Below are 233 nucleotides of genomic sequence, written 5' to 3'. Positions count from 1 at the left end.
AACTTCAGGCCGATTTGCGGGAACAGCGCCACGGTGAGCACGTCGTCGATGGCGTTTTCGGCAAGCGTGATGCCCTTCTCCTGCGCCTGGCGTTTGACGTCGGCTTCAAGCTCCGCCAGCTCAGGCTTCAGCAGGTCGGCCGGGCGGCAGGTGACGGCGTCGGCGCCGTCGAGCACCCGCGCCTGCAGGGCGGCGTTAACCGGCGCCGGGGTGTGGCCGTATTCGCCTTTCAG

Annotated in this window: 1 pseudogene; it reads right to left on the bottom strand. The window is 67.8% G+C overall.

Annotated features, from left to right (window positions below):
* Window positions 1–233: pseudogene (locus PGR09_RS24600) on the bottom strand (sodium-extruding oxaloacetate decarboxylase subunit alpha); the annotation flags it as partial.

It is taken from the genome of Klebsiella sp. 141251 (assembly GCF_050600725.1).
GTDB lineage: Bacteria > Pseudomonadota > Gammaproteobacteria > Enterobacterales > Enterobacteriaceae > Klebsiella > Klebsiella aerogenes.
Note: the sequence above shows the minus strand (reverse complement) of the source record. Positions and strands in the feature narration are given on the sequence as shown.